At 70.2% G+C, this 20,873-nt stretch carries 27 protein-coding genes and 3 pseudogenes; 20 read left to right on the forward strand and 10 right to left on the reverse strand.

What is annotated here, in order from left to right; genetic code table 11:
- Positions 1 to 210: 210 nt before the first annotated feature.
- Together RBXJA2T_RS20220 and RBXJA2T_RS21040 are read left to right on the forward strand one after the other, a co-directional pair.
- Positions 211 to 657, forward strand: a complete 447-nt coding sequence (locus RBXJA2T_RS20220; RefSeq protein ID WP_138938902.1) for a hypothetical protein — start codon at positions 211 to 213, stop codon at positions 655 to 657.
- Positions 658 to 832: 175 nt separating this feature from the next.
- Positions 833 to 1,126 (forward strand): annotated as a pseudogene (locus RBXJA2T_RS21040) (flavin reductase family protein); the annotation flags it as partial.
- Here RBXJA2T_RS21040 and RBXJA2T_RS20230 read toward each other — a convergent pair.
- Positions 1,094 to 1,438 (reverse strand): annotated as a pseudogene (locus RBXJA2T_RS20230) (IS110 family transposase); the annotation flags it as partial. The pseudogenes RBXJA2T_RS21040 and RBXJA2T_RS20230 overlap by 33 nt on opposite strands.
- A 611-nt stretch (positions 1,439 to 2,049) precedes the next feature.
- On the opposite strand from RBXJA2T_RS20230, the gene RBXJA2T_RS15760 reads away from it, so the two are divergent.
- From RBXJA2T_RS15760 to RBXJA2T_RS15780, 6 genes are all read left to right on the forward strand, one after another.
- Positions 2,050 to 2,400, forward strand: a complete 351-nt coding sequence (locus RBXJA2T_RS15760; protein WP_009858408.1) for a hypothetical protein — start codon at positions 2,050 to 2,052, stop codon at positions 2,398 to 2,400.
- 143 nt (positions 2,401 to 2,543) lie between these two features.
- Entirely contained in the window at positions 2,544 to 3,059 is a 516-nt protein-coding gene (locus RBXJA2T_RS20235) for a hypothetical protein (RefSeq protein ID WP_138938904.1), read from the forward strand.
- Between the two features lie 50 nt (positions 3,060 to 3,109).
- The gene (locus RBXJA2T_RS20240) at positions 3,110 to 3,820 is read left to right on the forward strand and encodes a tetratricopeptide repeat protein (RefSeq protein WP_138938905.1); all 711 of its coding nucleotides are present in this window, start codon (positions 3,110 to 3,112) and stop codon (positions 3,818 to 3,820) included.
- A 160-nt stretch (positions 3,821 to 3,980) separates the two neighbouring features.
- Entirely contained in the window at positions 3,981 to 4,841 is an 861-nt protein-coding gene (locus RBXJA2T_RS15770) for a DUF4261 domain-containing protein (RefSeq protein ID WP_157998583.1), read from the forward strand.
- A gap of 41 nt (positions 4,842 to 4,882) precedes the next feature.
- Complete coding sequence (locus RBXJA2T_RS15775; RefSeq protein WP_009858411.1) at positions 4,883 to 5,488, forward strand: hypothetical protein; 606 nt, start codon at positions 4,883 to 4,885, stop codon at positions 5,486 to 5,488.
- Positions 5,489 to 5,491: 3 nt separating this feature from the next.
- Positions 5,492 to 5,998, forward strand: coding sequence for a hypothetical protein (locus tag RBXJA2T_RS15780; protein ID WP_009858412.1), 507 nt, complete (start codon positions 5,492 to 5,494; stop codon positions 5,996 to 5,998).
- A gap of 53 nt (positions 5,999 to 6,051) precedes the next feature.
- On the opposite strand, the gene RBXJA2T_RS15785 is transcribed toward RBXJA2T_RS15780, so the two are convergent.
- Positions 6,052 to 6,816, reverse strand: coding sequence for an SDR family oxidoreductase (locus RBXJA2T_RS15785; protein ID WP_009858413.1), 765 nt, complete (start codon positions 6,814 to 6,816; stop codon positions 6,052 to 6,054).
- A gap of 381 nt (positions 6,817 to 7,197) precedes the next feature.
- Between RBXJA2T_RS15785 and RBXJA2T_RS15790 the strand changes: the two genes are divergently transcribed.
- From RBXJA2T_RS15790 to RBXJA2T_RS21050, 8 genes and pseudogenes are all read left to right on the forward strand, one after another.
- The gene (locus tag RBXJA2T_RS15790) at positions 7,198 to 7,818 is read left to right on the forward strand and encodes a hypothetical protein (protein ID WP_138938907.1); all 621 of its coding nucleotides are present in this window, start codon (positions 7,198 to 7,200) and stop codon (positions 7,816 to 7,818) included.
- Between the two features lie 115 nt (positions 7,819 to 7,933).
- Entirely contained in the window at positions 7,934 to 8,317 is a 384-nt protein-coding gene (locus tag RBXJA2T_RS15795) for a hypothetical protein (RefSeq protein ID WP_029719058.1), read from the forward strand.
- Positions 8,314 to 9,090: a hypothetical protein gene (locus RBXJA2T_RS15800; RefSeq protein WP_009858416.1), complete on the forward strand. Its 777-nt coding sequence runs from the start codon at positions 8,314 to 8,316 to the stop codon at positions 9,088 to 9,090. The genes RBXJA2T_RS15795 and RBXJA2T_RS15800 overlap by 4 nt, the downstream gene beginning before the upstream one ends.
- Positions 9,091 to 9,178: 88 nt before the next feature.
- The gene (locus RBXJA2T_RS15805) at positions 9,179 to 9,784 is read left to right on the forward strand and encodes a DJ-1/PfpI family protein (protein WP_009858417.1); all 606 of its coding nucleotides are present in this window, start codon (positions 9,179 to 9,181) and stop codon (positions 9,782 to 9,784) included.
- Between the two features lie 141 nt (positions 9,785 to 9,925).
- On the forward strand, positions 9,926 to 10,246 hold the full coding sequence (locus RBXJA2T_RS15810; RefSeq protein ID WP_009858418.1) for a heavy metal-binding domain-containing protein: 321 nt from the start codon (positions 9,926 to 9,928) through the stop codon (positions 10,244 to 10,246).
- Positions 10,247 to 10,365: 119 nt separating this feature from the next.
- On the forward strand, positions 10,366 to 10,770 hold the full coding sequence (locus RBXJA2T_RS15815; RefSeq protein WP_009858419.1) for a hypothetical protein: 405 nt from the start codon (positions 10,366 to 10,368) through the stop codon (positions 10,768 to 10,770).
- Positions 10,771 to 10,807: 37 nt separating this feature from the next.
- Positions 10,808 to 11,248, forward strand: a pseudogene (aac(6'), locus tag RBXJA2T_RS21045) (aminoglycoside 6'-N-acetyltransferase); the annotation flags it as partial.
- A gap of 126 nt (positions 11,249 to 11,374) precedes the next feature.
- Positions 11,375 to 11,800 (forward strand): HAD family hydrolase, encoded by a 426-nt coding sequence (locus tag RBXJA2T_RS21050; RefSeq protein WP_375136175.1) that lies wholly within the window; start codon positions 11,375 to 11,377, stop codon positions 11,798 to 11,800.
- An 11-nt stretch (positions 11,801 to 11,811) separates the two neighbouring features.
- Here the strand turns inward: RBXJA2T_RS21050 and RBXJA2T_RS15825 are convergent, their stop codons facing one another.
- Complete coding sequence (locus RBXJA2T_RS15825) at positions 11,812 to 12,216, reverse strand: type II toxin-antitoxin system VapC family toxin (RefSeq protein ID WP_009858421.1); 405 nt, start codon at positions 12,214 to 12,216, stop codon at positions 11,812 to 11,814.
- Between the two features lie 5 nt (positions 12,217 to 12,221).
- Positions 12,222 to 12,479 carry a type II toxin-antitoxin system Phd/YefM family antitoxin gene (locus tag RBXJA2T_RS15830; RefSeq protein WP_009858422.1) on the reverse strand — a complete coding sequence of 86 codons (258 nt, stop codon included), beginning with the start codon at positions 12,477 to 12,479 and terminating at the stop codon, positions 12,222 to 12,224.
- 124 nt (positions 12,480 to 12,603) lie between these two features.
- Here RBXJA2T_RS15830 and RBXJA2T_RS15835 point away from each other — a divergent pair, with 124 nt between their 5' ends.
- A complete protein-coding gene (locus tag RBXJA2T_RS15835; RefSeq protein ID WP_009858423.1) occupies positions 12,604 to 13,566 on the forward strand; it encodes a GNAT family N-acetyltransferase in 963 nt (320 codons plus the stop codon).
- A gap of 79 nt (positions 13,567 to 13,645) precedes the next feature.
- On the forward strand, positions 13,646 to 14,206 hold the full coding sequence (locus RBXJA2T_RS15840) for a GNAT family N-acetyltransferase (RefSeq protein WP_029719056.1): 561 nt from the start codon (positions 13,646 to 13,648) through the stop codon (positions 14,204 to 14,206).
- 7 nt (positions 14,207 to 14,213) lie between these two features.
- Here RBXJA2T_RS15840 and RBXJA2T_RS15845 read toward each other — a convergent pair whose 3' ends face one another.
- The gene (locus tag RBXJA2T_RS15845) at positions 14,214 to 14,996 is read right to left on the reverse strand and encodes an enoyl-CoA hydratase/isomerase family protein (protein ID WP_009858425.1); all 783 of its coding nucleotides are present in this window, start codon (positions 14,994 to 14,996) and stop codon (positions 14,214 to 14,216) included.
- Positions 14,997 to 15,129: 133 nt separating this feature from the next.
- Positions 15,130 to 15,768 carry an MBL fold metallo-hydrolase gene (locus tag RBXJA2T_RS15850; protein WP_009858426.1) on the reverse strand — a complete coding sequence of 213 codons (639 nt, stop codon included), beginning with the start codon at positions 15,766 to 15,768 and terminating at the stop codon, positions 15,130 to 15,132.
- A gap of 236 nt (positions 15,769 to 16,004) precedes the next feature.
- On the opposite strand from RBXJA2T_RS15850, the gene RBXJA2T_RS15855 reads away from it, so the two are divergent.
- Positions 16,005 to 16,385, forward strand: a complete 381-nt coding sequence (locus RBXJA2T_RS15855) for a rhodanese-like domain-containing protein (RefSeq protein WP_009858427.1) — start codon at positions 16,005 to 16,007, stop codon at positions 16,383 to 16,385.
- Here the strand turns inward: RBXJA2T_RS15855 and RBXJA2T_RS15860 are convergent, their stop codons facing one another.
- Positions 16,386 to 17,417 carry a YeiH family protein gene (locus RBXJA2T_RS15860; protein ID WP_029719055.1) on the reverse strand — a complete coding sequence of 344 codons (1,032 nt, stop codon included), beginning with the start codon at positions 17,415 to 17,417 and terminating at the stop codon, positions 16,386 to 16,388.
- Between the two features lie 74 nt (positions 17,418 to 17,491).
- Here RBXJA2T_RS15860 and RBXJA2T_RS15865 point away from each other — a divergent pair, with 74 nt between their 5' ends.
- Complete coding sequence (locus tag RBXJA2T_RS15865; RefSeq protein WP_009858429.1) at positions 17,492 to 18,373, forward strand: LysR substrate-binding domain-containing protein; 882 nt, start codon at positions 17,492 to 17,494, stop codon at positions 18,371 to 18,373.
- On the opposite strand, the gene RBXJA2T_RS15870 is transcribed toward RBXJA2T_RS15865, so the two are convergent.
- The 3 genes from RBXJA2T_RS15870 to cobA are packed head-to-tail and all read right to left on the reverse strand — an operon-like array spanning position 18,374 to position 20,725.
- A complete protein-coding gene (locus RBXJA2T_RS15870; protein WP_009858430.1) occupies positions 18,374 to 19,552 on the reverse strand; it encodes a DUF8744 domain-containing protein in 1,179 nt (392 codons plus the stop codon).
- A 7-nt stretch (positions 19,553 to 19,559) separates the two neighbouring features.
- The gene (locus tag RBXJA2T_RS15875; RefSeq protein WP_009858431.1) at positions 19,560 to 19,910 is read right to left on the reverse strand and encodes a metal-sulfur cluster assembly factor; all 351 of its coding nucleotides are present in this window, start codon (positions 19,908 to 19,910) and stop codon (positions 19,560 to 19,562) included.
- Positions 19,907 to 20,725 (reverse strand): uroporphyrinogen-III C-methyltransferase, encoded by an 819-nt coding sequence (gene cobA, locus RBXJA2T_RS15880; protein WP_009858432.1) that lies wholly within the window; start codon positions 20,723 to 20,725, stop codon positions 19,907 to 19,909. The genes RBXJA2T_RS15875 and cobA overlap by 4 nt, the downstream gene beginning before the upstream one ends.
- Positions 20,726 to 20,873 lie beyond the last annotated feature (148 nt).

Raw genomic sequence — 20,873 nt, forward strand, 5'->3', positions numbered from 1 at the left:
CTCGAAGTCATACATCATTCTGCTGCGGGTGCGCCGGCGACAGAACAGGCAGGGCTATGTGGCTCGATATGCGCGCATAGGGCGGTCGGCCAAAATCTCGTGCGGGCGGATGCTGTTTCGTGGTGAGCCTCAACTCATCGGGTCTCGATAAAAATGCAGTTGCGTCGCTACAAGTGTCCTCATTGCGGCTCGGCGCTGGAGAGAACGGTCGTGCATCCCGCCTGGCTCAGCCTTGAGGAGAAGGGCCCAGAGTTTCAGATGCCATTGTTCCCGGTGATTGGGGCAATCGTTGTTCTTGGGCTTGGCTTCGCGTTTATCCACCCCGCACTGTCCTTGCTTGTCATCTACGTATTCGTCCATTGGCTGTACTGGCGCTATTACAGCTTCCTTCAGTGCAGTTCATGCGGGCGCTTCTACTTTGGCGGGCAGCTTTCCGGAAAGCCGCATGAGACGCTTCCGTGGACCGGAGCTGCGATTCGTCGACTTGCCATCAAAGTCGGCATCGCAGGCAGCATCATCGGCGTCATCTTTACTCCACTCCATATTCTTGAACTCCGATCCATGGGCAACTGCAAGAAGGAGTGTGCTCTCGGGGGTGGTGAAGCAGCTTTGCGAGGGTTTCGGTGCGAGTGCATCCAAGTTCCGGGTCCTCGGTGAGGTCTCGTATCTTTCCAAGGGCCGAGGTGAGCAGCGATGAGATGCGCGGTGGATACGCCGTGCTATATAGGGATTTAACCGCGCGGCTTGCGCGTTTGCCCAAGGCCAACGAAGTCGGCTCCGATATCGGGCCGCAGGGCTACGGCCCCGGCGCTCGTCTGCAAGGAAGGGATGAATGAACGACTTTCCGCTCGCCAAGGCCTTCACGCTGCTGGAGCCGGGGCCGGTCGTTCTGGTCAGCATCAGCGACGGCCGTCGGCACAACGTCTTGACGATCACGTGGACGATGGTGCTGGACTTCACGCCCCGATTCGCCATCACCTCCGGCCCCTGGAATCACTCGTATGCCGCGCTCGAGAAGTCGAGGGAATGTGTGATCGCGGTTCCCACGGTCGACCTGATCGACACGGTTCTGGCCGTCGGAACCTGCTCCGGTTTGGACGTGGACAAGTCGCATCGCCGGGCGCTGCAGCGCTTCGCAGATTGCAGCCGCGTCGGCCGCGTCGTTCTTGCCGCGGCGCCCGCTCATGCGGTAGGGCACGACGAACTTGGGTGCCATCAGTCGCACCGTGTGGCCGAACTCCTGGAAGCGGCGCGCCCAGTGGTGCGCACCCGAACAGGCTTCCATGCCGATGGTGCATGGCGGCAACTTGGCCACCGCTTCGAGCAATTGGTCGCGGCGCACCGCCGGGCGCACCAGCGCAGGCCTGCCGCGCTCGTCGACACCGTGCAGGGCAAACACGTTCTTGGCCAGATCGATGCCGAGAAACAGAATCGTCATGGACATCTCCTTGCGTCAGCCGGGTGGAGGATGAGATTTCGCAACCCCATCGTCGTATCGGGCGGCCGTCCTTGCCTGAGGGATAACCTCGGGCGGGTGGGACGCTATGGGGGTGTCCCTTTCATTCGTTAGGCCTCATGCCAACACACCCGCGCTTGCTACCCATCGCCCCTGTCCGCACCTATGTCTAGGCGCTCGCGCTGGGAACCGAAGCCGCTCTTGGATGAGAACCCCTGGTCCTTGGTGCCAAGCGTTGGGCTCAGCGCAATGGCGGGCTGGCTTATGCAAGTCGGTCTTGTCACAGTAGCCATTCTCGTCCACGTCAGCGTGGAGAGGACTCTGGGGCAATTGGCCTTTGCTTGGTTCTGCTCCGCATGGTCGTTGCGGTACCTGACGCAACGGCTCGGTGGACGGGAGGCGCAATTTGGTGTGTCACGCGTCTCGTCCGAGTCTTCTTTTCAGGAGCGGCTACTTATGGACACCGCCGTGTTGGCGGCGTTTACCATATCCGCCCTGGCTCTGTTCTTCGGCGTCGACGGTTGGCGCATGTTCCTTGCTGCCCTATGAGGCTTAATAAATCCATCGCGGCTCACGTCGAAATTTAGGCGCCAATGACACGCGACGAGGCAATGCAGGCAATTCGAGCATCGGTGGCGCTTGGTGGCGTCACGCCACTATTCGAGCTCGATAGAGACGCTGAGATTGAGCGCCTCACGGCTGACTTGGTTGCGTCTGCCATTGAGCCCGCTGCCGCCACAATTTTGGGCGTCGCACAAAATGATTCCGGCCTTAAGCAGCTCGTCGCACAAGACCCTCCGCTTGTCATCGCGCGCTCCGGCGACAACTGGTTGGGCTATCTCCCTGGTGTCAAGGAGTTCTTCCTGGCCTACGGGCCGCACCCGGGGCGGCTCAATGCGCTTGGTTTCCACTCTTCCGATGCGCTGGCGGAGTGGCGGGGCTAGTGGCAACCTTGGCGTCTAGCGTTTCGCTCAAGTGGGCCACATCAATCGCGAAGCGATTGATGTGGCCGTTTATCTCCAGTGTTAGGATTCGCATGCGACCAATAACCTATTGCACCGCCACCGCAGCACTGCTGTGTGGATGCATGTCGACGAAGCCGATTGATGACCTCGGCTTCGAACGCGTCGCATCGTTGGAGTCGCTCGCCGGTTGCTACGAAAACCGAGCGCATGTCGGAAAGGGCGTCGGCCTCATGTTCTTGAGCTCCATCATTTGGCCCGACTCCAAGCTTCCACACGGTGACATCACGGCGGTGGAGGTGCGGTCGCTCATGGATGACAAGGTTTCTGTCTCGGCACATACCTCAAATGGAGTCATCAAGGAGCAAGTCTTCGCATCGGGCCGAGACTTCACCTTTGAGTCCGGTCAAGTGAGGCTGACTCGTCCATTTGGCTCCGCTGCCAGTGAGTCTGGTAATGTTTTCATAGGCGTCGGAACTCAGACGAAGAAACTGGGGATTGATTCGGATGGGAATGGACGTGCAGTGAGTTCCGCGTCCTTTGCTGGGACAGCCTTTCTGGTCATCCCGATTGCCGGTGGCGTTAGTGATGTGGGCCGCTTCACTCGGAATCGAGCTCTTTGTGTCCAGCACGGGCAGTGACCGAGGCCGTACAAGTCCGCTCCCATGGGAGACCTGACTCCAGGATCGTGATGGACATCTGCTTGCGTCAGCTTTCACATATCAACCCTTGGTCCGCCATGCGTCGCTCACTATTCGCGCTCGTCCTCTTCTCTGTCGGTGTCGCAAGTGCGCAGCCCGCTGACTGCCGGCACGGGTTGGAGGCCCTTCAAGCGAACCGGCCAGCGGAGGCAATTGATCCGCTCTCGCAATGCCTAAAGCAACAGTTGCCCGCTCGGGCGAGAGCCTTCGTGCTGCAGGCTCGAGCGAATGCGTATGCGGACATGAAAGAGTGGGCCCTTGCCGCTGAGGATCAGCGCCAATCCACCTTCGAAGAGAAACCCAAGGATGCGTGGCCGCACATCATGCTTGGGGCATACCTCAGGGAGGCCGGGAGGCTCGACGAGTCGCTCGAGGCGCTGCGAGCGGCGATGCAGTTCGACGAGGATGGTCCAGGATCCGGGCCCGGGATGGCGGTGCACTATCACACCGCCAGGACCCTGCATGAGATGGGGCGATACAGCGACGCGATTGAGGCCATGACCAGCGGGATACCAAAGCAGCCCGACTACGGCTACGCCCTATACCAGCGTGCGCTGTCGTATGAGGCTCTCGGCGACAGAGTCCAAGCAAAACGCGATTTCTTTCGTGCGGCGGAGTTGGTGCCCAAAGAAGGCTATGAACCAAAAGTTGCTGCCAAGCTAATTGAGTATGGATTCCCTGTGAAGGTCAACCCCGAGTGACGTCGCGTGCCTTTCAAAAATGGCGTGGTCCGCAGTGATGTGCGAAATGGATTCCGGCTTTTGCGCCAAGCTCGATGATGGTCCATCGAGGTCCCGGGGAGCCGGGGCCAGTGCGCACTGTCTGCGGGAACAATCGAACGTCGCGAAACAGCATCAGTCGTTGAGCCACACCCTCATGCCCATCCGCACCCTCGCCCTGCTGCTCTGCCTCCTGTTCTCGCTCCTCCCGGCCCGCGCGGCGGAGACCAGCAAGGCCGACGTGCTGTCCTTCGTGCTGCTGTCGGAACCCAGGCTGCCCGAGGCGAAGGCGTTCCGCGTCCAGGTCGAGAAGCGTCTGGCCGGGCGTCTGGCGATCACCGGCATGGAGGCCGATGGGCGCGACGTCATCCTGCTGCGTGTGGCCGGCGGCACCGTCATGGTCGGGCTGATCGACGCGCCGCTGCCCAAGGGCCAGATTGACGATCTGTGTGCTGCCGCCTGGTACTGGCGCCAGGCGTGCCAGGCCACGGCTGGTCACCGGGCTCACGTGGCCGTCAGCGTTCTCGGCACGGGCCTCGACAAGCTCGACGCGTCGCTGCTGCTCACCGACGTGGTCGCCTCGCTGATGGACGGCAACGCGATCGCGAGCTACTGGGGCGCGAGCCTCCAGTCCCGCGAGGCCTTCCTGCGTCAGAGCACCGCCATCAACCGCGACCAGCCGCCGGCATGGCTGTGGATCAACTTCCGGGTCAGCCGTGATGCCGAGCGCGGGCTCTCGGTGTCGACCCAGGGCATGGAGCAGTTCGACCTGCGCGAGATCGAGGCCAAGGACGTCAACCGCCCCGGCCTGGAAGTGTTCGTGCTCCTGCATGGCATGGCGCAGTACTTGATCTCCAAGGGCCCCGTCATCCAGGACGGCGAAACCATCGGCGACTCGCCCGCCCTCGGCATCCGCGTTCACCAAGGCCCGTCCTATTGGCGTGACGGCGTGACCGTCTACCGGGTGACCTGGCCCCAGGCGTCTGGTGCCGGGGCGCGGTGAGAGTCCATCCCGCCTGTTCCTCATCCCACCACCGCCCCGCTATGACCCGCCTGCTCCTCGCACTCGTCGTTCTCATCGCCGGCTGCCAGACCGCGCCTCCGCGACCCCGCCTGGTCGCGCCACCGGAGGCGACGGCGCTGTCGTTCGCTTTCGTCGATGCTCGCAGCCAACTGCGGCTGGTCACGACGCAAGAGCAGGACTCGCTCGGCACCACGGTCTTCTTCGGCGACGACGCCTTCACGCGGCCGCCGTCGGTACTGGTCGGCAGTTGGCTGCAGGACCGTGCCGGCACCGCGCTGGCCGGCAAGAGGGTCGAACTGAAGGAGCTCAAGGTCCAGGTGTTCCAGCCAGCGGCGGGCAACAGCAGTCTCGCCTCGGGCCCGGCGCCGCTGCCGATGGCGGTGGACGCCGCCGGCTCCGGCAAGTCGGCCGTCGTCGGCAGCCTGCTGGCGCCGGTCGTCATCGACTACATCGCGCGGCGCTCGCGTTCCTCGCTCGTCTCGGCCAGGATCGAAGCGACGGTCGACGGCGTGCCGGTCGTCGGGCTGTCCCGTCAAAGCCTCACCGGCCACATCGCCGGAGACGACATCCACCAGGTGCTCTTCGAGGCCCTCGACGACTTGTCGCGTGACGCCGGGCGTCTTTGAGGCATGACGCAACGCCCGCTCTCGCGCCGCCATTGGCTGCTGCTCTGTTCCGCCGCACTGGCGTCCTGCGCCACCGAGTTCAAGCCCTACGTGCCGCCGGTCGACCTGCCGCTGCAGGACGCGCCGCCGGGGCAGGCCCTCGTCTACCTGCTGCGTGCGCCGCACGACTCGAAGCTCGTCCGGGTGGTCGAGGGCGATCGCCATCTGGCGACGCTGGACTCGGGTACCTACACGGTGATCCGCCTGCCGCCCGGCCGCCATCTGTTGCGCACCGTCGCCGGCCTGCCGGTGTTCGGGGAGATGGCCCCGCCGCTGGCCGTCGAGCTGGCGCCAGGCTCGCGCCGGTTCTTCGCCCTGTCCGGTGCGTCGACCCGCTTCGTCCACGGCTTGCCGCTGCCGGAACTGGAGACGGCGCCGGGTAGCCGCCGCTGGACGGAGGTCACCGAACTCGACGCGCAGGGCCTGATGTCGATCGGCCGGCTGGTGATGCCCGAGGCCGGCGCGCTGTGAGCTCCCGCACGTCGGATCGTGGGCGTTGAACCGACAGGAAGCTCCGGCTGCACCTACGTCCGGTTGATCGAAACCCCGCCGTCCACCAGCATCGCCGCCCCGGTCATGAACGACGACGCTTCGGAGGCCAGGAAAAGCGCGCTCTGCGCCAGTTCCTCCGGGCTGGCCAGTCGTTTCAGCGCATGGAGGTCGGCGACCCAGCGCAGTTGCTCGGGTGTCGAACTCATCTGGCGCCCCATCGCGGTGTCGGTGCCGCCCGGGAGCAGCGCGTTGACGCGGATGCCGACCGGGCCGAGTTCTGCGGCCAGCGCCTGGGTCAGCCCGACGATGCCCGCCTTGCTGGCGGCATAAGCGGCAACGCCCGGGAAGCCGACGGTGTGGCCGACGAAGGTCGACGTGAAGACGATGCTGCCGGCGCCACGTTGCTTCATCGCGCGGATCTGGTGCTTGGCGCCGAAGAACGCGCCCGTCAGGTTGGTCTCCAGGGTCTGGCGCCAGCCCTCTGCCGAGACGATGTCGCTCGGCCCCATCTCGCCCAGCGTGCCGGCGTTGTTGAAGGCGATGTCCAGACCGCCGAAACGCTCCTCCGCCAGGGCGACCAGGCTTTCCGCGAAGCCTTCGTCACTCGCGTCGCCGGCGAGATACTCGGCGCGTCCGCCGCGGCTGCTGATTTCCTTCGACACCCAGTCCAATTCGTGGCGGCGCCGTGCCCCCAGGACGACGGCCGCCCCGCAGGATGCGAACAACAACGCCGTCGCGCGCCCGATCCCGGAACTGGCGCCCACGACGATCGCCACCTTGCCGTTCAAGTCATGCATCGGTCTGCTCCTGCAAAAAGTGGCTTGCAGTCTGGTCGTGGCTCGACGCGGCGTCGCGCCGGAATCGGACATGCAATTCGGTGAGCTGTCCGTGATGCTCGGACGGGAGCAGGTCGGCGGCGCTGCACCGGAATAGCCGATCTACTGGTCGTCGGCGCGGCGGCAACGGTTATTCCGCCGGAGTTCGTGAACATGACGGACGCGCTTGCCGCTGCGGTGCCGCCTCGATAGGCTGCTGGGACATTTGACGCCGAGGGCGGCGCGTCAGGTTGCAAGCCACTGCACAGTGGCGGTCTTCTGCGCTTCGTGGCGCCGCGCACTTTTCAACTGCTTCCTCGGTCGCCTGACATTCCCCATCATCAGAGCAAGGCTGGCCGTTTCATGATCAATCGTCGTTGCTTCCTGGGTGCTTCGCTGGGTGTTTCCGCATTGGCGGCGGGGTGCGACTCGCTGCCCCTGCAAGGCGAGAAGGAGGCGGTCATCACGCCCGGCAAGGGTTGGCTGTTCTTTTCCCTCACGGCTTCCGAAGGCAAGCCCACGATCAGTACGTGGTTCTATTTCCGCAAGAAGGGCGATGAAGCGTCGCAGCGCTTGAAGTCGAACGATGTCGCGTTTTTCGTCAGGGACGATGACTTTCCCGAGCTTCCGGATCGACTCGGGCGCGCGCAGGCGTTGATGCTCGAGCCGGGGGAGTACGAGATGTTCACCTGGACGATCTATATTCCAGCGGTGGGAGGCTATGGCTATATTTCGCCGCGAGAAAAACTGCCAGTCTTGACCTTCACCGTCGAAGCGGACAGGGCGACGTACATCGGTGCGCTGCATATCGAGACGCTGATGGGGAAGAATATTTTTGGCTTGGCGATCCCCGGTGGCGGGCTGCCGGAATGCTCGGACCAGTTCGAGCGTGACCTCGGAATCATTCGCCGGAAGAATCCTGGCCTGGCTGCGCTGCCGGTGGACAAGCAGGTGCTGAATATCGGCGCCTGGACCAGGAACTGACCTGCAACGACATTTCCGCGCTCTCGGTGGTCGAGGCAATCTTGATCGTTCGCTGTCGTGCGAACCGTCGCCAGTGCCCGGGGGCCCCTGGGCTGGCGCCAGCGACACCTGCACGATGACCGCGCGCACCCCGGCCCGTGGCTCCCTCCGCCAGCAGGCTCGCACCGTCGCCTTGCTGCTCCTGGCGGTGTTGGCCGTTGCCGGCTGTGTCACCGACCCGTCTCGCCGGCCGGTGCCCGAGACGGTGACTGTCGACCCGGACAACCCGAAGCGGGTGCGGTTCGTGGTGCATGGCGACCCTGGCTTGAAGAAGTACCCCGCGATCCAGGCGCTGCCTCTTGCGGCCAGCGAGCGAATCCGCGAAGGCATGCGCCGCCATGCGGCGGATCTTCTGGCGGAGCGCGGTTGGTGCCCGCACGGTTTCACGGGCCCCGACATCGTCCGGGCCTACGAGTACGCACGGCTGACCAGCCATTTCTTCGTGGAGTGCACGGAATGAACCGCGAGGGCTCCCCGCAGCCGCACCCTGCCGGCGCCACGCACTCGCGAGGGCGGCCGTGGCCTTGCGGCGCGCTGCTGCTTGCTGTGCTGTTGCAAGGCTGCGCCAACTGCCACGACGCGCGCGTGCTGCGCGTGGAACCGGTCGGCACGGTGTCGCCTGCCGTGACGGCCCTGCAGCCGCAGCCCTACTTCCTGAACCTGCAACTCGAGCCCGAAGCGGAGATCCATCTCTCCCGGTGCCCTGGAGAGCCCTTCGGAACCCTTTGCATGACCGTTCTGGCGCCCGAGGGGCGGCGGCTGCAGCTGCAGCGCGCCGAGCTGCCCTATGTCTCCGAGGCCGCGCCCGGTCAGGCTGGAACGCTGGCGTTGTCGGAGGCCTCGTACCAGGTCTTCTGCCTCGACAAGGCCAACGGCGAGCGCCGCTGCAGCTCGTCCGAAGACATGCCGACGGCGGGGGCTTCCCGGGTCCGGCTGTACGGCATGGCCTACATCGGCGGCGAGCACTTTGAGGTCTTCAAGTACTCCTTCGCGCCCACGTCACCGTTCGTGGGTGCGGCCGACAGGAGCGGGCCTGACTTCCTGCGCCTGTTCGTCAAGACCGAGAACTGGCGGCAGTACGTCTTCGTCATCGTCGGCGAGCCGTTCGCCGTGGCCGATCCCCTCGTGCTCTCGCTTCCCGGCCTCCGCATCGACGACCGCCTGATCCCGTTGCCGCGTGTGCGCGCCGCCGCCGCGACCGAGCAGGTCTGCAGCGTGCGCCAACTGATGTGATCGCCCGGTCATCCGCCGATCGGCCCGCCGGTGATGCCCGAGCCCGGCGCGCCGTGAGCCCCGGCTCCTCAACCCTGGAGTCCTGACGATGCACGTCGCCGTCCTGCTCTACCCCGGCTGCATCTTCTTCGAGATCGCCCTGGCCGCCGAGACGCTGGCCGGGCGCTGCACGCTGAGCTACTACACGCCTGACGGCGAGCCGCACCGCGCGTCGAACGGCGCCACGCTCGTGCCGGCGGGTGACCTGTCGGCCTTGAAGTCGGCCGCGCTGCAGGCCGTGCTGGTGCCGGGCGGCGACCCGCGCTCGCTGATGCTGCCGGTGCCGCGCGCCAGCGAGGCCTTGCGTGCGCAGGCCGCCACCGGTGCGCTCGTCGCCGGCATCTGCGCCGGCAACCTGGTGATGGCCGGCGCCGGGCTGCTGGTCGGGCGCCGCGGCACGCACAACTACACCGCCGAACACGCGCCGCCCGCGAAGGTCGCCGCGACGCGCCACTTCTGGGACGGCATGCAGTTCGTGCGTGCCGACCTCGTGCAGGACGGCCGGCTGATCACCGCCCAGCCCTGGGCCTACCGCCAATACGCGGCCGCGGTGGCGCGCACGCTGGGCGTGCTGGACGAGCGGGAGGCCCGGGACCTGGAGACCTACGTCACGCGCCGCTCCTGCGGCGACGGCCCCGGCCCGGCCGAGGCTTGAGGCCGACGCGCCTGCCGCCAGGCCCCGCGATGCTCGGCCGCCCGGATGAACCCGTGCGGCCAGGGCGCTTGGACGCCCGGGCCGCGCCGTCTTAGCCTCCGGGCGCCGGCCGCTTCTCCGGCCGGCCCCTCAGGAGCCCGCATGATCGTCACCACCACCCCCAGCGTCGAAGGCCGCAAGATCAGCCGCTACTGCGGCATCGTCACCGGCGAAGCCATCCTCGGCGCCAACGTCTTCAAGGACTTGTTCGCCGGCATCCGCGACATCGTCGGCGGGCGCTCGGCCACCTACGAGCGCGAGCTGCAGCGCGCCCGCGACATCGCGCTGGCCGAGCTGGAGGAGCGCGCCCGCGCCGCCGGCGCCAACGCCGTCGTCGGCATCGACCTCGACTACGAGGTGCTCGGCCAGGGCAACGGCATGCTGATGGTCTCGGCCAGCGGCACGGCGGTGGTGCTGGAGTAGCCGCAGCCACGTCCGCGGGCTGCCTGCCGTGCCGGCGGCGCGGCGTCAGCGGCCCCGGCGCGGCAGGCCGCGGCGACAATGAAGCGCCACTCCCCGCCCTGACCGCCGGAGGCCCCCCGATGCAGCGCTACGACCCCGACTTCGCCCCCGACCCCGCGCATTGGCTCGAACTGGACGAAGGCGCGCGCATCGAGCTGGCCGAGCAGCACCACCGCAAGGCCGGCATCCCGCTGCCCAACGTGCGCGCGCACGCGGTGTTCCACGCGATCGTCGAGAACCAGGTGGCGCTCGGCGTGCCCGCGGTCGTCGACGCCGTCTCGCGGCTGGTGGGGCAGGGTTTGGGCCGCCACGAGGCGGTGCACGCCGTCTGTTCGGCGCTGGCCGAGCACTTCTTCGAGCTGATGCAAAGCCGCGGCGGCCAGCTCGCCGCCGCGTCGCAGGCGCGTTATGACGCCGCGCTGGCGCGTCTGGACGCCGACGAATGGCGCCAGCGCCAGGGTCTGCCGGGCTCGCCCGCCCGCTGACAGCCGTCCGGCGCGCCGCCGCCCACATCCATCGCCGATGAAGATCGACCCCGTCACCACCTTGCCTGCTCCCGCCTGGCTGCAGCTGCGCCAGGCCCTGTGGCCCGACGCCGACGCAGCCGGGCACCTGCACGAGATGCAGTCGCAGCTCGCCGAGCCCGGGCGCTACTCGCAGTTCCTGGCCCGTGACGACGACGGCGCCGCGCTCGGCCTGGCCGAGGCCTCGATCCGGCGCGACTACGTCAACGGCACCGACACGAGCCCGGTCGGCTTCCTCGAGGGCCTGTACGTCGTGCCCCAGGCGCGCCGGCAGGGCGTGTCGCGCGCGCTGGTCGGCGCCGTCGCCGCCTGGGCGCGCGGCCGCGGCTGCGCCGAGCTGGCGTCGGACACGGCGCTCGACAACCTCGCCGGCCAGGCGCTGCACGAGCGCCTGGGTTTCGAGGAGACCGAGCGTGTGGTCTTCTACCGCCGCTCGCTGGCCGGGCTGCCGGCGGTGGCGGCCGTCGCCGGCGAAGACGCGCCCAACCCGCTGCACGAGGTGCAGGCCGTGTGTTTCGACTGGGGCGGCACGCTGATGTCGGAGCAGGGCCCCGAAGACACGCCGATGGGGCTGTGGCCGCAGGTGCAGGCGCTGCCCGGCGCCGCCGAGGCGCTGGCGCTGCTGGCCGGGCGGCTGCCGCTGGCCATCGCCACCAACGCCACCGTGTCGCGCCGGCCGATGATCGAGCTGGCGCTGCGCCGCGTCGGCCTCGGACGCCACTTCGCCGACGTCTTCTGCTTCACCGAACTCGGCCACCGCAAGAACGAACCCGAGTTCTGGGACGCCGTCGAGCGCCGCCTGGGCGTGCCGCGCTCGCGCATCGCGATGGTCGGCGACTCGCTGGAGCACGACGTGCGGGCGCCGCGGCGCTTCGGCGTGCAGACGGTGTGGCTGAACCCGGCCGGCGCCGCGCCGTCCGACGGCGACGACGACGTGCCGGTCGTCGCCGACCTGCCGGCGTTCGCGCGCTGGGTGATCCGGGCGTCCTGAGCTGCGGCGGGCTAGCCTGCGAACGGGTTGAACACCGGCACGCCCAGCGCGTCGAAGTCGGCGACGTTGCGTGTCGCCACCGTCAGGCCGTGCACCTGGGCGGTCGACGCGATCATCGCGTCTTCGTACAGCGTGTTCGAGCGCCGGTGCATCAGCCGCGCCCAGGCGCGGAAGGTCCTGGCGTCCATCGGCAGCACCTGGAACGAGGCCGCGATCATCTCCAGCCAGGCCTCGATCTCCGCGGCCTTGGCGGCGTCCTGCTCGCGCGTCAGCTCGATGCCGGCCTGGATCTCGCCGATCGTCACCGCCGACAGATGCACCTGGGCTTCGTCCAGCCCGCGCAGCCAGGCCAGCACGGCGCCGTGCGGCCTGGGCTTGCGCAACTCCGAGACGACGTTGGTGTCGAGCAGGTACATCGCCGTCAGCGCGCGGCGCTCGGCGTGCGGCGGCGGGCCGCGCCGCGGCTGGGCAGCAGCAGATCGCCGCGAGCCTCGTCGCACAGCAGCAGCTCCTTCAAGGACGGGCGTGCGCCCGCCTGCAGCCGCCGCCATTCCTGCACCGGCACCAGCACCGCCGCTTCGGCACCGCGTTTGGTCACCATCTGCGGGCCTTCGGCCAGGCAGGTTTCGAGGAACTCGCTGAAGCGTGCCTTGGCGTCCTGGACCGGCCAGTGCTTCATGGTCGACTCCTTCAAACCAGTGTGCTGACCAGTTTAGCGGCTGTGGCAAGCTTCAATGACTCACCTGTCGCCGCCCCTGCACCGCTCGATTTCTCCCCGCCCCATCGCGGGCAAGACCGGGTTGATGACGCTGCTCGAACAACTGGCCTCCGGCGCGATCACGCTGCGCCCCGCCGTGCTCGCCGACGCGCCGGCCGTCTACGACGCCCACCGCGACTCGGTGCTGCATCTCTGTGCCGAGGCCTACACGCCGGCGCAGATGGCGGCCTGGTTCGAGGGCCGCAGCGCCGCCATCCACCACCCGGGCATCGAGGCCGGCCAGATGACGCTGGCCGAGCGCGACGGCCGCGTGCTCGGTTTCTGCGCCGCCGTGCCGGGCGAGGTGACGCTGCTCTTCGTGCGCCCCGAGGCCGCCGGCAGCGGCCTGGGCGGGCATCTGCTGCACGTCGCGGTGCTGCGCGCCCGGCAGGGCCACGACGGGCCGGTGACGGTGGTGGCGACACGCAACTCGCGCCGCTTCTACGAGCACCACGGCTTCGCCGCCGTCGAGGACGGCTTCTTCGTGCGCGGCGCGGCCGAGACGCGTTTCGAGGTCGTCGTCATGCGCGGCGGCCCGGCCGTGCCGCAGATCGTGCCGCTGGCCGAACGGCCCGACCTGATGCCGCTGATCCGCCGCCGCTTCGAGGCCGAGTGGCCGGCCTGGTACGGCCCCGGCGGGCCGGGCGACGCGCTGCACGATCTGCAGCACTACGCCCGCCACGACGCGCTGCCGCTGGGCCTGGTGGCCCGGCTCGACGGCCATCCCTGCGGCTTCATGGCGCTCAAGCGTGAAGGGCTGGCTTCGCTGCCGGAACTCGGGCCGTGGGTCGGCGCGGCGGTCGTGCACCCGGGCCTGCGCCGTCTGGGCATCGGCCGCGCGCTGTTGCTCGAGCTGCAGCGTCGCGCCGCGGCACTGGGCGAGACGCGGCTGTACTGCGCCACCGCGTCGGCCGCCTCGCTGCTGCAGCGCTGCGGCTGGCGCCGGCTGCGGTGCGTCGAGCACGGCGGCGAGACGCTGGAGCTGTACGACAAGCCGCTCGGCGGCTGATCCCCGGGTCGTGCGCCCCGCGCTTTCGCGTGGCCGGTCCTGCGGCTAGGCTGCGGGCCGACTCCGCCGGAGTGTCCCGATGCCATCCAACCAGTTGCCCGAACAGCTCGAGACCGAGCGCCTGCTGATCCGCGTGCCGCGTCCGGGCGATGGGCCGGTGTTCAACGAAGCCGTGCTGCAGTCGCTGCCGCAGCTCGCGCCCTGGCTGGGCTGGGTGACGCCGCCGCCGACGCCGGCGCAGTCCGAGGCCAGCTGCCGCCGCTTCCACGCCCGCTGGCTGCTCAACGAGAGCCTGGTGGTGTTCTTCTTCCTGAAGTCCTCGGGCCGCCTCGTCGGCGGCAGCGGCCTGCACGACGCCGACTGGACGCTGCGCCGCTTCGAGATCGGCTACTGGTGCCGCGCCGGCCACGAAGGCCAGGGCCTGATGACCGAAGGCGTGCGCGCGCTGGCCGAGCACGCCCTGGGCGAACTGGCCGCCAACCGCGTCTTCATCACCTGCGACGAACGCAACGTGCGCAGCTGGAAGCTGGCCGAACGCGCCGGCTTCCGCCACGAAGGCACGCTGGTCAACGAACGGCTGGACCTGCAGGGGCGCCTGCGCACGACGCGCGTCTACGCGCGCACGCCGCCGCCGCCCTGATCAGCCCTCAGGCGCCGCGCTTGCGCGCCTTGAAGCGTTCCACCGCCGCCCAGTGGTCCTCGTGCACCCAGGCCTGCACGAAGTGGCGCTGCTCGATCTCGCGCCGTTCGCGGTAGGGCTCGCCGCGGCGCAGTGCACGCGTCTGCTCGACGGCGCCGGTCAGCGCGGCGCGCGTCTGGCGCAGGATCGGGGCGATGAACTCGTCCACCGCCGCCGGCATCGCCGCGGCGTCGGGCACGACGAGGTCGGCCAGGCCCCAGGCCAGCGCGGTCTGTGCCGGCACCAGCTCGCAGCGCGACATCATGCGCAGCGCGCGTGCAGGGCCCACCAGCGAGGCCAGGTCCGGCCCGCCGCCCCAGGCCGAGGTGATGGCCAGCCGGCCGTGGATGAAGCCGATGTGCGTGCCTTCGCGCATCAGGCGGAAGTCGCAGGCCACGGCCAGTTCGCTGCCGCCGCCGATGGCGTCGCCGTTGAGCACCGCGACCACCGGCACCGGGCAGTCGCGCACGGTGTCCAGCACGGTGCGGCCGCGGTCGGACATCAGCCGCGCGTCGTCTTCGCTGCGCACGGCCTCCAGTTCCAGCACGTCGCCGCCGGCGGCGAAGTAGCGCTCGCCGGCGCCGGTGACGATCACGCAGCGCAGCGCGGGGTCGTGCGCGTGCTGCAGCAGCGCCTCGCGCAGCGCGGTCAGCACCGCCATCGACAGCGGGTTGTGGCGCTCCGGCCGGTCGACGGTCAGGCGCAGGATCGCGCCGTCGCGCTCGACCCGCAGCGGGTTGGGTTCGGCCATCGTCAGGGTTCTCCGGGTGACGGCCGTCCGCACGACGGCCGGGAGCGCCGGATTGTCCCCCCGCGGCCGGCCCGTGCCGGGCGCCCGGCGCGAGCCCTGCAACCGGCCGGGCGGGCCCCGGCGGTGCGGCGGCTCAGGTGCCGCGCACGTAGGGGTTGTGGCGCCGTTCGTCGCCGAACGTGCTCTCCGGCCCGTGGCCGGGCACGAAGACGGTGTCGTCGCCCATCGGCCACAGGCGCTGCACGATGCTGTCGATCAGCGTCGCGTGGTCGCCGCCGGGGAAGTCGGTGCGGCCGATGCTGCCGGCGAACAGCACGTCGCCGACGAAGGCACGTTTCGCCTCGGCGCTGTGGAAGACGACGTGGCCCGGCGTGTGCCCGGGGCAGTGGCGCACGGCCAGCGCCGAGCGGCCGACGGCGACGGTGTCGCCGTCCTTCAGCCAGCGTGCCGGCACGAAGGGCTCGGCGGCCGGGAAACCGAACATCGCCGCCTGCTGTGCGAGGCCGTCGATCCAGAAGCGGTCGCCCTCGTGCGGGCCGACGATCGGCAGCGACAGCTCGCGCGCCAGACGGCCGGCGCCGCCGGCGTGGTCGATGTGGGCGTGCGTCAGCAGGATCAGCCGCGGCACGACGTCCAGACGCTGCAGCGCCGCCAGGATCGCCGGCACGTCCCCGCCCGGGTCCAGCACCGCGGCTTCGCGCGTCTCGTCGCACCAGAGGATGCTGCAGTTCTGCTGGAAAGGGGTGACGGGGACGGTGCGGTACTGGAGCATCGGGCGGGCCGTGGGGCGGGTTTCCTGGCCGCGATTTTGTCCGCTGTCGCCGGCGGCACGCGCGGCCGCAGCGCACCGCGGCCGGGCAGTCGTGCTGCATTTCGCCGATCTGGCAGGGGCGGGCCCGGCGTTCCCGCGTGCCGCTGCAGGCCGGCCCGGGCCGGGCCGGCGCAAGGCGTCGCATACCGCGGCCGGTATAGTCGTCGTCCTTCCCACCCGTCGCCCGAGGACTCCCGATGAAGACCGCCCACGACCTCGTCGTCGCCGCCAAGGCGCGCATCCGCGAACTGCCGCCGGACCAGGCCGAGGCCGCCGTCGCGCAGGCCGACGTGCTGCTCGACGTGCGCGAGGCCGACGAGTACGCCGCCGGCCATCTGCCCGGGGCGCTGCACGTCTCGCGCGGCATGCTGGAGTTCAAGCTGAGCGCCACGCCGGCGCTGGCCGAGCGCGGCCAGAAGGTCGTGCTGTACTGCAAGAGCAGCGGCCGCGCGGCGCTGGCCGCGGTGGCGCTGCAGGAGATGGGCTACACCGACGTCGTGTCGATCGCCGGCGGTTACGACGCCTGGGTCGCGGCCGGCAAGCCGGTCGTGCGGCCCGAGGCGCCGGCCTTCGACTGATCAGCCGGCCAGCGCCGGCACGGCGAGGTTGATCGCCAGCCCGCCGACGGCCAGCCAGACCAGCAGCAGCGCCGCCAGCGCCAGCGGCCGCGTGCCGGCGCGGCGCAGCGCCGAGACGTGCGTCGTCAGCCCCAGCGCGGCCATCGCCGTGGCCAGCAGCGCGGCGTCGATCACGAGCAGCGTGTCCACCAGCGCCGGCGGCAGCGCCAGCAGCGGGTGCAGCAGCACGACGGCGACGAAGCCGAGCGCGAACCAGGGCACGGTGATGCGCCCCGTGCCGCCATCGCCGCGGCGCGTGTCCCAGGCCGACAGCAGCAGCAGGAAGGGCGCGAGCAGCATCACCCGCGCCAGCTTGGCCACCACTGCGGCGTCGGCCGCGCTCTCGCCCGCCGGCCGCGCCGCGGCGACGACCTGCGCCACCTCGTGCAGCGTCGAGCCGACGTAGAGCCCGAAGCCCGCCGCGTCCAGCCCCAGCAGCGGGTAGGCCAGCGGGTAGGCGAACATCGCCAGCGTGCCGAAGACGACCACGGTGGACACCGCCACCGCCACCTCGTCGGCGCGGCCGCGCAACACCGGCGCGCAGGCCATCACCGCGGCGGCGCCGCAGATCGAGCTGCCGGCGCCGATCAGCACCGTCGTGCGGTGGTCCAGGCCGAAGACGCGCCGCCCGAGCGTGTAGGCCAGCACGAAGGTCGTGCCGACCATCAGCAGGTCGATCACCAGCCCGCTGGCGCCCAGCGCGCCCAGGTCGGCCAGCCCCAGCCGCAGCCCGTAGAGCACGATGCCCCAGCGCAGCAGGCGCTGCTTCGCGAACTCGATGCCCGGCCCGGTGGCCGCATGCCGTGCCGCCGGCATGTGACCGACGGCGATGCCGAGCACGATGGCCAGCGTCAGCGCACCCAGGCCGTGGGCCGCGAAGCCCGGCGCGGCGGTCAGCGCCGTGGCCGCGGCGGCGATGGCGCCGGCCAGCGCCAGCCCGGGCAGCCGCGCGCGCATCGAAGAGGAGGGGAGGGCGAACGACAAGGCGCGCATCGTGCGTCCCGTCGCGTGATTAGAAAAACGAGTTGTTTGCGTATATTCGAGCGACTCAGCAACTCGATCGAACGATGCGTTTCACGCTGCGCCAACTGGAGGTGCTGCTCGCGGTGGCCGACTGCGGCAGCACCGCGGCGGCCGGCGAACGGGTGGCGCTGTCGCAGTCGGCGACCAGCGCCGCGCTCGGCGAGCTGGAGTCGCTGCTCGGCACGCGGCTCTTCGACCGTGTCGGCCGCCGGCTGCTGCTCAACGAACGCGGCCGCGCCGTGCTGCCCGAGCTGCGCGAGGCGCTGGACCGTCTGCGCCGGCTGGAGCACCAGTTCAGCGGCGGCGAAGCCGGGCCGCCGCTGGCGCTGCGCCTGGGCGCCAGCCGCACCGTCGGCAACTACCTCGTGCCGCCGCTGCTGGCGCGGCTGCTGCGCCAGCGGCCCGACGCGCAGGTCACGCTGCAGATCGACAACACCCGCGCCATCGCCGCCGCCGCGGCGCGGCTGGAGCTCGACGTCGCGCTGGTCGAAGGCCATTGCAGCGAACCCGAGCTCAACGTCGAACGCTGGTCCGAAGACCGGCTGCTGCTCGTCGCCGCCGCCGACGACCCGCTGGCCGCGCCTGGCCGGCGGCTGGACTGTGCCGAGCTGCGCGACGCACGCTGGCTGTTGCGCGAGCCGGGCTCGGGCACGCGTGAAGCCGTCGAGCAGGCACTGCTGCCGCGGCTGGACCACTTCTCGCGCACGCTGCAGTTCGACAGCAACGAAGCGCTGCTGCAGGGCGTGGCCGCCGGTCTCGGCGTCAGCTGCCTGAGTTCCTGGGTCGTCGCCGACGCGCTGGCGCTGGGCCGCATCCGGCTGCTGGACGGCGGGCTGCCGGCCATCGTGCGGCCGCTGTACCTGGTGCACCACCGGGCGCGCACGCCGTCGCCGGCGCTGCGCGAGTGGCTCGCGCCGCCGGACTGATCAGTGCGGCGCGTCGCCGCGGCGTGCGCGGGCGGCGGCCAGCGCCGCGGCCAGGCGCGCCTCGGCGTCGGCCGCGTCCACCGGCTTCGGCGGCGGCGCCTGTCGTGCCGCACGGCGGGCGGCGACGATGGCGCTGACGACGATCGCTGCGAACAGCGCCACCGAGGCCGCGTTCAGCGCCGAGCCCAGCGCCTTCAGGCCGGCGTCTTCGGCGCCGCCGAACAGCCGCAGCGCCAGCGACGCCTGCAGCGCCACCACCGGCACGTAGAAACGCGCGCCGAAGCGCAGCTTGACCTTGGCGACTGCCGGCAGGATCACCGGCGCGTGGCCCATCACCATGCTGAAGACGAAGCCCAGGCCCAGCGCGTGCAGCGCCATGTCGCGCCCGGGGCAGCCCAGCGCGGTGCCCATCCAGGCCAGCCCGCCGACCACCAGCCAGGCGTAGCCCGACAGCAGGCACAGCGCCATGTAGCGTGGCAGCCCGGGCGCGCGCACCGTGCGCCGCGCGACGTCGTAGAGCGCGAACCAGACGCCCAGCGCCATCAGCGCCAGGCCGTAGACCACGCCGCCGGCCGCCGGCCGCCAGGCCGACAGCAGCGCGCCCGCCAGCAGTGCCGCGACGATGCCCAGCAGCGCCGGTTCGGCCGCCGGCTTGCGCGGCGCGAAACGCGTCATCTCCAGCCGCTCGGCGCCCACCGTCAGCACGAGGAAGACGAACCACCAGACCGGTGCGTCGGCGCCGCGGCCGGTGGCGAACAAGGCGTTGCCGGCCAGCCAGGCCCCCGCGGCCAGCGCCAGCAGCCGGGTGTGCGTCATCGCCTGGCGCTTGAGCAGCAGCGCGTGCACCGCGACGAACACCGCCGCGCCGGCCAGCGACAGCGCTGCCGCGAGCCCGGTCGCGCCGGCCAGCAGCGCCAGCGCCCCGGCGCCCGACAGCGCCGGCGCCGCGAAGGCCCAGCGCACCCGCGCGGCGACCGCCCGTTCGACGGCGATCACGGTGCCGAAGAAACCCGACAGCATCAGCGCCGCGTGGAACACCGCCGCGCGGCCGAAGACCTGCGCACCGGCATCCGTGGCCAGCAGCGTCTGGCCGACACCCACGCGCAGCAGCCCGCCGATCACCGCCGAGACGAGCACGGTGACGACGGCGGTGGCGACCAGCGGGCGCAGGTACTTCATCGCGGCCTCACCAACCCATGAACTGGCGGGCCGCAGGGCTCATGCGCTCCGGCGTCCACTCCGGCGTCCAGGTCAGCTCCAGGTCCACCGCCCAGCCGGCCGGCAGCACCTGCATCAGCTCGCTCTCCACGTCGTCGGCGATCGAGTCGGCCAGCGGGCAGGCGGCCGAGGTCGTGGTCAGCAGGATCGAGGCGATGCGGTCTTGCAGCCGCACGCCGTAGACCAGGCCGACGTCGACGATGGTCAGCGCGATCTCCGGGTCGACGACCCGCGCCAGCGCCTCGAGCACCGGCTCGCGCCACTCGGGCGGGCCTTCGTACGGAATGCGGGCGAAGGCCGCGGCACGGCTCTCGTTCATGCGCAGGCCTCCAGTTCGGTGATCTCGCGCCGGCGCTGCGCCAGCAGCGGGCGCAGGCCGACGACGCTGCCGATGACGATCAGCGCCGGCGTGCGCACCTTCTGCCGTGCCGCCAGCACCGGCAGCGTCGTCACGGTGCCGGTGAGGCAGCGTTCGTCGGGCAGCGTCGCGCGTTCGACGATCGCCGCCGGCGTGTCGGCCGCCAGCCCGTGCGCGACGAGTTCGCGGCAGATGATCGGCAGCGTGCCGACACCCATGTAGATCACCAGCGTCTGCCGCGGCCGCGCCAGCGCTTGCCAGTCCAGGTCGACGGCGTTGCGGTCGGCGCGCAGATGGCCGGTGGCGAAGACCAGCGCGCCGGCGTGGTCGCGGTGCGTCAGCGGGATGCCGGCACTGGCGCCGGCGCCCTGCGCGGCGCTCAGCCCCGGGATGACGCTGAACGGCACGCCGGCTTCGGCCAGCGCGATCGCCTCCTCGCCGCCGCGGCCGAAGATGTAGCCGTCGCCGCCCTTCAGGCGCACCAGCGAGCGCCCGCTGCGCGCCAGGCGCAGCATCAGCTCGATGATCTGCTCCTGCGGCAGCGCGTGCCGCGAAGCCTGCTTGCCGACGTACAGCCGTTCGGCCGTGGGCGGCGCCAGCGCCAGGATCTCCTCGCTGACCAGCGCGTCGTAGAGCAGCAGCGACGCGCGCTGCAGCGCCTTCGCGCCCTTGAGGGTCAGCAGCTCCGGGTCGCCCGGGCCGGCGCCCAGCAGCGTCACGTGCCCGTAGCGCGACGGGTCTGCCAGCAGGTACGGCGCCTCAGGGAATGCAGTCATGCCGAGCTCCTTGCCGGTGTGTCGCGATGTGGGGCCATTGTCGAAATGCGGTGGCGGGAGCGTCCTTGAACCAGTTTAAGGACGCCCTGGCGGCCGCTGCGGACCATGCGTTCCACGGAAGCGGCACGGCCGCGCCCGCGTCACGCCG

Origin of the sequence: Rubrivivax benzoatilyticus JA2 = ATCC BAA-35 (assembly GCF_000190375.1) — a bacterium.
Classification (GTDB): domain Bacteria; phylum Pseudomonadota; class Gammaproteobacteria; order Burkholderiales; family Burkholderiaceae_C; genus Rubrivivax; species Rubrivivax benzoatilyticus.

Excerpts from the sequence above, each read along its gene's own strand:
- RBXJA2T_RS15760 (WP_009858408.1), top strand. The coding sequence starts at position 2,050 with ATGACACGCGACGAGGCAATGCAGGCAATTCGAGCATCGGTGGCGCTT.
- RBXJA2T_RS20235 (WP_138938904.1), top strand. The coding sequence starts at position 2,544 with ATGTCGACGAAGCCGATTGATGACCTCGGCTTCGAACGCGTCGCATCG.
- RBXJA2T_RS20240 (WP_138938905.1), top strand. The coding sequence starts at position 3,110 with ATGGACATCTGCTTGCGTCAGCTTTCACATATCAACCCTTGGTCCGCC.
- RBXJA2T_RS15775 (WP_009858411.1), top strand. The coding sequence starts at position 4,883 with ATGACCCGCCTGCTCCTCGCACTCGTCGTTCTCATCGCCGGCTGCCAG.
- RBXJA2T_RS15780 (WP_009858412.1), top strand. The coding sequence starts at position 5,492 with ATGACGCAACGCCCGCTCTCGCGCCGCCATTGGCTGCTGCTCTGTTCC.
- RBXJA2T_RS15785 (WP_009858413.1), bottom strand. The coding sequence starts at position 6,816 with ATGCATGACTTGAACGGCAAGGTGGCGATCGTCGTGGGCGCCAGTTCC.
- RBXJA2T_RS15790 (WP_138938907.1), top strand. The coding sequence starts at position 7,198 with ATGATCAATCGTCGTTGCTTCCTGGGTGCTTCGCTGGGTGTTTCCGCA.
- RBXJA2T_RS15795 (WP_029719058.1), top strand. The coding sequence starts at position 7,934 with ATGACCGCGCGCACCCCGGCCCGTGGCTCCCTCCGCCAGCAGGCTCGC.
- RBXJA2T_RS15800 (WP_009858416.1), top strand. The coding sequence starts at position 8,314 with ATGAACCGCGAGGGCTCCCCGCAGCCGCACCCTGCCGGCGCCACGCAC.
- RBXJA2T_RS15805 (WP_009858417.1), top strand. The coding sequence starts at position 9,179 with ATGCACGTCGCCGTCCTGCTCTACCCCGGCTGCATCTTCTTCGAGATC.
- RBXJA2T_RS15810 (WP_009858418.1), top strand. The coding sequence starts at position 9,926 with ATGATCGTCACCACCACCCCCAGCGTCGAAGGCCGCAAGATCAGCCGC.
- RBXJA2T_RS15815 (WP_009858419.1), top strand. The coding sequence starts at position 10,366 with ATGCAGCGCTACGACCCCGACTTCGCCCCCGACCCCGCGCATTGGCTC.
- RBXJA2T_RS21050 (WP_375136175.1), top strand. The coding sequence starts at position 11,375 with ATGGGGCTGTGGCCGCAGGTGCAGGCGCTGCCCGGCGCCGCCGAGGCG.
- RBXJA2T_RS15825 (WP_009858421.1), bottom strand. The coding sequence starts at position 12,216 with ATGTACCTGCTCGACACCAACGTCGTCTCGGAGTTGCGCAAGCCCAGG.
- RBXJA2T_RS15830 (WP_009858422.1), bottom strand. The coding sequence starts at position 12,479 with ATGAAGCACTGGCCGGTCCAGGACGCCAAGGCACGCTTCAGCGAGTTC.
- RBXJA2T_RS15835 (WP_009858423.1), top strand. The coding sequence starts at position 12,604 with ATGACGCTGCTCGAACAACTGGCCTCCGGCGCGATCACGCTGCGCCCC.
- RBXJA2T_RS15840 (WP_029719056.1), top strand. The coding sequence starts at position 13,646 with ATGCCATCCAACCAGTTGCCCGAACAGCTCGAGACCGAGCGCCTGCTG.
- RBXJA2T_RS15845 (WP_009858425.1), bottom strand. The coding sequence starts at position 14,996 with ATGGCCGAACCCAACCCGCTGCGGGTCGAGCGCGACGGCGCGATCCTG.
- RBXJA2T_RS15850 (WP_009858426.1), bottom strand. The coding sequence starts at position 15,768 with ATGCTCCAGTACCGCACCGTCCCCGTCACCCCTTTCCAGCAGAACTGC.
- RBXJA2T_RS15855 (WP_009858427.1), top strand. The coding sequence starts at position 16,005 with ATGAAGACCGCCCACGACCTCGTCGTCGCCGCCAAGGCGCGCATCCGC.
- RBXJA2T_RS15860 (WP_029719055.1), bottom strand. The coding sequence starts at position 17,417 with ATGCGCGCCTTGTCGTTCGCCCTCCCCTCCTCTTCGATGCGCGCGCGG.
- RBXJA2T_RS15865 (WP_009858429.1), top strand. The coding sequence starts at position 17,492 with ATGCGTTTCACGCTGCGCCAACTGGAGGTGCTGCTCGCGGTGGCCGAC.
- RBXJA2T_RS15870 (WP_009858430.1), bottom strand. The coding sequence starts at position 19,552 with ATGAAGTACCTGCGCCCGCTGGTCGCCACCGCCGTCGTCACCGTGCTC.
- RBXJA2T_RS15875 (WP_009858431.1), bottom strand. The coding sequence starts at position 19,910 with ATGAACGAGAGCCGTGCCGCGGCCTTCGCCCGCATTCCGTACGAAGGC.
- cobA (WP_009858432.1), bottom strand. The coding sequence starts at position 20,725 with ATGACTGCATTCCCTGAGGCGCCGTACCTGCTGGCAGACCCGTCGCGC.